This is a genomic window from Sporolactobacillus inulinus, assembly GCF_006539285.1.
GTDB lineage: Bacteria > Bacillota > Bacilli > Bacillales > Sporolactobacillaceae > Sporolactobacillus > Sporolactobacillus inulinus.
In genome coordinates, this window is the sequence record NZ_BJMS01000129.1 from 1 (window position 1) to 6,689 (window position 6,689).

7 protein-coding genes are annotated in these 6,689 nt (G+C 43.2%); 2 read left to right on the top strand and 5 right to left on the bottom strand.

Annotated features, from left to right (window positions below):
* Positions 1 to 98: 98 nt before the first annotated feature.
* Positions 99 to 1,208 (top strand): flavodoxin-dependent (E)-4-hydroxy-3-methylbut-2-enyl-diphosphate synthase, encoded by a 1,110-nt coding sequence (gene ispG / locus SIN01_RS13425; RefSeq protein WP_047034907.1) that lies wholly within the window; start codon positions 99 to 101, stop codon positions 1,206 to 1,208.
* A 78-nt stretch (positions 1,209 to 1,286) separates the two neighbouring features.
* On the opposite strand, the gene SIN01_RS13430 is transcribed toward ispG, so the two are convergent.
* From SIN01_RS13430 to SIN01_RS13445, 4 genes are all read right to left on the bottom strand, one after another.
* On the bottom strand, positions 1,287 to 2,801 hold the full coding sequence (locus SIN01_RS13430; RefSeq protein WP_039745963.1) for a glycosyltransferase family 2 protein: 1,515 nt from the start codon (positions 2,799 to 2,801) through the stop codon (positions 1,287 to 1,289).
* Positions 2,802 to 3,013: 212 nt separating this feature from the next.
* On the bottom strand, positions 3,014 to 3,592 hold the full coding sequence (locus tag SIN01_RS13435; RefSeq protein WP_010025213.1) for a nitroreductase family protein: 579 nt from the start codon (positions 3,590 to 3,592) through the stop codon (positions 3,014 to 3,016).
* Positions 3,593 to 3,722: 130 nt separating this feature from the next.
* The gene (locus tag SIN01_RS13440; RefSeq protein ID WP_010025215.1) at positions 3,723 to 4,067 is read right to left on the bottom strand and encodes a hypothetical protein; all 345 of its coding nucleotides are present in this window, start codon (positions 4,065 to 4,067) and stop codon (positions 3,723 to 3,725) included.
* An 82-nt stretch (positions 4,068 to 4,149) separates the two neighbouring features.
* A complete protein-coding gene (locus tag SIN01_RS13445) occupies positions 4,150 to 5,142 on the bottom strand; it encodes a sensor histidine kinase (protein ID WP_010025216.1) in 993 nt (330 codons plus the stop codon).
* A gap of 258 nt (positions 5,143 to 5,400) precedes the next feature.
* Between SIN01_RS13445 and SIN01_RS13450 the strand changes: the two genes are divergently transcribed.
* Positions 5,401 to 5,664, top strand: coding sequence for a DUF2624 family protein (locus SIN01_RS13450; protein WP_010025217.1), 264 nt, complete (start codon positions 5,401 to 5,403; stop codon positions 5,662 to 5,664).
* A gap of 60 nt (positions 5,665 to 5,724) precedes the next feature.
* Here SIN01_RS13450 and SIN01_RS13455 read toward each other — a convergent pair whose 3' ends face one another.
* Positions 5,725 to 6,621: a deoxyribonuclease IV gene (locus SIN01_RS13455; RefSeq protein WP_010025218.1), complete on the bottom strand. Its 897-nt coding sequence runs from the start codon at positions 6,619 to 6,621 to the stop codon at positions 5,725 to 5,727.
* Positions 6,622 to 6,689: the final 68 nt, after the last annotated feature.

Here is a 6,689-nt window from a genome sequence, read left to right on the forward strand (position 1 = left end):
GTCGATCATTTCTTCATACAGATTCGGCAAATTCATGATATACTGACTTTAATTGAAAGATTATCTAGTCATTCATTTTACGAAGGAGCGAATCGCTCGTGTCTGAACTTACACACCGCACGAAAACCAGAAAAGTCAAGGTTGGCAATCTAACCATTGGCGGCTCTAATGAAGTGATCATACAGAGTATGACAACAACGAAGACAAGAGATGTTGCCTCAACCGTTGAACAAATTCATCGGCTTGAGGAAGCAGGTTGTCAACTCGTTCGGGTGGCTTGTCCGACCATGGAGGATGCCCTTGCCATTCCGGAAATCAAAAAACAAATCAAGATTCCGCTGGTCGTGGACATTCACTTCAACTATAAACTTGCATTGAAGGCCATTGAAGGCGGCGCCGATAAAATTCGAATCAATCCAGGAAATATTGGTAAACAGGAAAATGTTGAAGCCGTCGTTCGAGCAGCTAAAGAAAAGCATATCCCGATCCGCATTGGTGTCAATGCCGGTTCGCTGGAACGTCACATTCTTGAAAAATACGGTTACCCAACGGCAGACGGAATGGTCGAGAGTGCTTTGCACCATATTAAGATTCTTGAAGACCTTGATTTTCATGACATCATCGTTTCACTGAAGGCGTCAAATATTCATTTAGCTGTTGAAGCTTATGAGAAAGCTGCACGGACTTTTGATTACCCGCTTCACTTGGGAATCACAGAATCCGGTACTCTTTTTTCCGGAACGATTAAAAGTGCGGCCGGCTTAGGCATTTTACTTAATAAAGGCATTGGCAACACCATGCGCATTTCTCTTTCTGCCGATCCTGTTGAAGAAGTGAAAGTGTGCCGTGAACTGCTTAAAAGTTTCGGTCTCACGAACGCAGCAACGCTCGTATCGTGTCCAACATGCGGCCGTATCCAAATCGATCTGATCAAAGTTGCGAACGAGGTTGAACAGTATATTTCCAAAATCAATGCACCAATTAAAGTGTCCGTGTTAGGTTGCGCCGTAAATGGACCCGGTGAAGCCCGCGAGGCTGATATTGGCATCGCCGGCGGGCGCGGTGAGGGTCTTCTGTTCCGGCATGGCGAAGTCATTCGGAAAGTTCCTGAAGATCGAATGGTTGACGAACTAAAAATTGAAATCGATAAACTTGCGGATGAATACTTTGCAAAGAAAAAAGAGAAACAAGAAAAAATCAACATCTGATTGTGCATCCATTGAGTGCTCCGATTAATCGATGCACAAAAACCGCCAAACACAGTTGTACTGATGTTTGGCGGTTTTTCATGCTTTATATGGACCCCTCAGACGCCAGATTTGACGAATCATAACCATTAACTCGAAAATCGTTAAAAGAGTAAGCACCACGAATCCCTGCATGAGATACGGCTTTAGAGCGGCCTGAATCGTTTGGCTGGCCAGCAAGCTCGAGTTAATCTCAATAAAATACGCGGCTGTTGCGACAGCGAAGATAAATAAAAGTAAATAAAGAACAAAATGAGAGCGTGTTTGGCCGGTCTCCGCACGATATTGATTCGCCCAACCATCTTGCTTAGTAATTTTTATCTTTGCCAGCCATACATTAATATGGGTACCGATCGTGATCCACAAATAAATTTCAGGGCTTATCAATAAGGTTGCCAGCACCACATCGATGAACCGGCTGTTTGGCGTTTTTAGGGTTAAAATCAGATTCAAAATTGAAGCAGCAATGATTGGCGTGATCCAAATCCAATTCCAATAAAACTGTTCGGTAAGCACGGAGAGTCCAACCAATACAACAAATAAGCAGCGAATCAGCAAATTGATGAAAAGACCGCTTTCCTGAATCCACAGGCGACGCGCATATTTCGTGCTCAAGCCATCCTGCAACATGTAGTCCGTGGTCCCGGAAACCCATTTATTTCGCTGGCTCCAATACGTATGAAGTGTTTTCATACTGTCCACATAGCAGCGCGCTTCCTTGCTGATCAGGCAGACCCATCCGCAAGCTCTAATGTATTGAGTAAGCAGCAGATCCTCGGTATCCGACTTATCATCATAGAGTCCGTTAAGCTTATAGCATTCGCTTACCTCTTTGGCTGCCTTAGGTCGAAAGATGCTGCACTGCCCCCCGGCGATTTCCGCAAAGTGGCCGGCGTATTTTTGTTTCATTGTCCACTGCGCGAATTCACGATTTTGCTGCGCGACCCACCATCGATTCAGCGGAGTGCCATACTTTCCTTGCCGAAGCAATCGTTCACGATTCGGATCATTCCTTAGGTGCTTGCGTGCACTCTCCGGCATAAGACATGTATAATTTGCAGAAACCGCCCCAATTTTATGGTTTTGGCTGAGCTCGCTCCACAAAATTCGGATGCAGTCTTTATCAAGATAGACATCTGCGTCGATGCCGACAAACGCCACAATACTCTCTGCATACTTCTTTTGAAGCCCCCCTATATCTCGGTGAACAGGATCAATTGGATTCCCCCAAAACAATTGATACAGCTGGTTTAACGCACCGACTTTACGTTGCTTGTTATCCACTGTATGGAGGAGAAAAATAGATAAGTGATAGCGTTCATTACATTGCATGATGACTTTTTCTGTATTATCGGTGCAGTTGTCCAGCGCAATATAAATGTCCATCTCCAATCCTTTAGGAATCGATTGCTCAGATAAGCTTTTCAAGACGTCCGCTATCGAATCTTCCTCATTGTGCGCAGGGATCATTACCGCAACCCTGGGTGAAAATTGTCCCGTGCTAAAGAGCCGATCGTTTACCGCATCATCATACGTAATTAAATGAGTCTCCACTATTGTCTTTTCCTTTCTTTTTTTCTTCGTCCGAGCTGACGATTATTTGTATGACCCATACGCGATGAATATGACTAATTTCACAGCAAATAAGAATCAATTGAACCCCTTGCCTTTGAACCAAAAAACATTCGGGCTGCACACGAGCATCATATAAATAAAAAAAGACCGGAACAGATCCGATCTTTAGCCTTGTGAGATTTTTTCGAATTTTACGCGTCTATCCATTCGCTTATTTCAGCTACGGACTTGCGTTCTGGTACTTTCGGAACAACGCCTTCTTCCGGATAGCCAACATATACGAAGCCCATAACCCGTCCTTTTTCAGAAACGCCAAATGCTTTTTTCGCTTCTTCCGTATATGCTGCACCACCTGTACGCCAAATGCTTCCCAGTCCCAGTTCATGAGCTGCAAGCATCAGATTTTCAACCGCACACGCTGTAGCCGCTACATCCTCAATCGCAACTGCACGCGGATTGTCGCTTGGCTCCATGGTTACAACAATGATGACCGGAGCACGTTTCGCGCTTGCAATCCCTTTTTCATAGGCTGCGTTCACTGTTTCTTGGTTTGCATCCTTAAGCAATTTCTGATTTTCTTTCCCATACACAGCACCGAGTTTGTTACGTCCTTCTCCAGTAAGCACAATAAAATGCCATGGTTCTGTATTCATATGGTTTGGCGCACGCCTTGCCGCATCCAAAATTTGCTCAATAAGTTCTTTTGACGGTTCTTTATCGGATACTTTACGTACGGATCGTCTTGTCTGAATTGCTTTGATTGTCTCCATGCACACCCATTCCTTTACAATTTTTTCGTATTTTATCGTTTAAAGTGTAACATGTATCACATAAACATCTCTAGAAATATGCTTTAACAACAAAAGAACCTTTACCCTAGTAAAGGTTCTTTTGCTTCATTTACCAAAACAGCGGCGAAAGTAATTGAATCAACACAGCCAAACAACCGATACCGATGGCCCAACCGCCTAAAGCGCGGGCCCCTTGTCGAAGTGCAATATAACCAATAATGATCCCGGCGATGCCTAGAACGATCGGCAAGAAAAATAATGCGATCACGGAACAGATTAGTCCGAGCCAGCCAATCCCCTTGCCGCCTTCCATGACACGTCGGTCACCATGATCTCGATCTGCTTCTGGATCGTATTGATCGGCAGCCAATTCTCGCGCATATTCCTCATTGTTGTACGCGTTTTGCTTATCGTACGTTGAGTCTGTTTTGTGATTATGATCCTTATCAGCCATAATGACCCCTCGCTTTCATTTTAGGATCATATATAGTGTGACTCAGAACGATCATTTTCACAGATGTATTTATTGGAAATTATCATACTGGAGAAACAAACGGAAGATAGAAGCTGACAGTTGTTCCTTTTCTTGGCACGCTGCTGACGCAGAACGTTCCGCGATGCTCCGCAATAATCTTTTTGCACAAAGAGATACCAATACCTGTCCCCTTTGATTTTGTAGTATAGAGCGGCTGACCTAAGTGTTTCAGCACCTCGCGATCCATACCGGGACCGTTATCGATCAACGAGAAGCGATAGCCGCGATCTTCAACACTGCCCCGAAGCACGATTTTGTTTCCATTATTTTTTGCCTCAAATGCTTCCATCGCATTTCGCAACAAATTAATCACGACTTGTTTTACTCGATCGAGATCGACATTGCAATGGTTCTCGGTATAGGCAATGTCATAATCAAAAGCAACATGATTAACCGTGCACTCAGCTGACAGTAGTGCGACGAGCTGTTTGCACAATTCATGTGGATTCATCTTCTTATACGTACATTTTCGAAGCGACATGGTTAAAAAGTTATCCAAAATGGTATGCATCCGCTCAATTTCAGATAAAATCACCGGATGATATTTCTCATATTCTTTCGTATAGTTGCTGAGCTGAAGAAATCCCTTAATGATCGTAAGTGGATTCCTTAATTCATGTACAAATTCACCTGTCAGCCGTGCCAAAGTCTGTGTACAGAAACCAACCAGAATAATTTGTCCGTTCTTTGTGAACCCATTATATAAAGTGCCCAGACCAAGTTCATTTAACTGATCATGCAGCAGAGCCGTAACAATATCATCGCTTTCTTTAATCGCATTTAGAAAGTTCTGTGCTTCATCAACATATAAATCTGAAAAAAATTTCAGAAAATCATGACCAAATTGCTCGACGAGTGCTTGTCCTTTTTTATTGCATTCCAAAATATGTCCTGAAGGATCAATGCAAAAACGAATTTCCATTGAAAGCTGCTCTTCAAATTGTTCCTTTTCGGTAACGGTTAGAAAGGATTCTCGGTAAATAATGGTTATCACTCCTCTTGCATTAGTAACAACTTTTTCACCATTTCCCCAATACTTATCTTTTTCTTTATCTCTTTTTCTCTAAAATGTTCCTGATGCTTTTCATTATACTTTAATCGATCGGTTTGTGACACTTTTATTGGCAATTATTGTTAGACAAGTTCCGACATTTTTCAGAATTGTCTCGATTAAACCGCTGTCATCTTTTTCTGTCACCGATCATAACTTAATCATTGAGTGCATTCTATATCATCGATTGGAGTGGGGTTCTTGAATCCGATCATCGAACAATTAGTTATTCAGAAAATGAACCATTTAACAGCTGAAGAATTGTATCAATACGCCGTTCAATGCAAGATCCATGTCACAAAACAACAAGCGGCACATGTGGCCGGACGTGTGCGTAATAAAGGGATCAATCCGTTTCAGCCGAGTGGTCAGAAAGCCCTTCGACGGATCTTGGATGAGGAAATCGGTGAGAATTTAGCCGAACATCTAGAGAAACAGTTTGAGCAGCTTGCAAAGAACCTCTGATCTGAACGAATAGAAAAGCCGGAATCCAATTGGACCCGGCTTTTGCTCTTCCCTTATTGTTTATGACCCTGTTTTGATATCATGGATCAGCTGCTCATTAAACTTTTGCTTTTTCAGCATATCGATTTCATACTTATAAGGCGGTTTCTTACTTTTTTTATCCGCGCCTACATAAGGCGTCTCTAGAATCTTCGGCAGCGCGTCCAGCTGCGGGTGATGCACAATATAATTGAGTGCTTGAAAACCGATCGTTCCGAGACCGATGTTTTCGTGACGATCCTTTTTTGCTCCTTGTGGATTCTTGCTGTCGTTGACATGCACGACTTTAATTCGGTCAACACCGATGAGCTGATCAAATGCTTCAAGCACACCGTCAAAGTCTTCAGCCACTGAATAGCCTGCATCATTTGTGTGACAGGTGTCGAAACAAATCGATAATTTTTCGTTCAGCTGCACCCCATCGATGATTTTTGCCAACTGTTCAAAACGGAATCCGCATTCACTGCCCTTTCCAGCCATCGTTTCCAAAGCAATCTGAACTTTATCCCGCGTCTCGAGCACTTCGTTTAAGCCTTCAATGATTTTAGCGATACCTGCATCCACGCCTGCGCCGACATGAGCCCCAGGATGAAGCACAATTTGTTTCGCACCAATTGCTTCTGCGCGATCAATTTCTTTTCTTAGAAAAGATACACCGAGCGCAAATGTTTCCGGTTTTACTGTGTTTGCTATGTTTATAATATAAGGCGCATGAACGACAACTTCTTCAATGCCGTGCTCCTTCATATGCGCACGTCCCGCTTCAATATTCAATTTTTCAATTGGTTTTCTCACTGTGTTTTGCGGCGCCCCGGTGTAAATCATCATTACATTTTCTCCAAATGATACGGCTTCTTCACTTGAACCGAGCAGCATTTTCGCACCGGACATGTGTACATGAGAGCCTATTCTAAGCACAGACAACCCCTCCTCTTCTTCGCTATTTTACCACAGTTACTTCGCTCACGTATCCACCTGAATCTTCA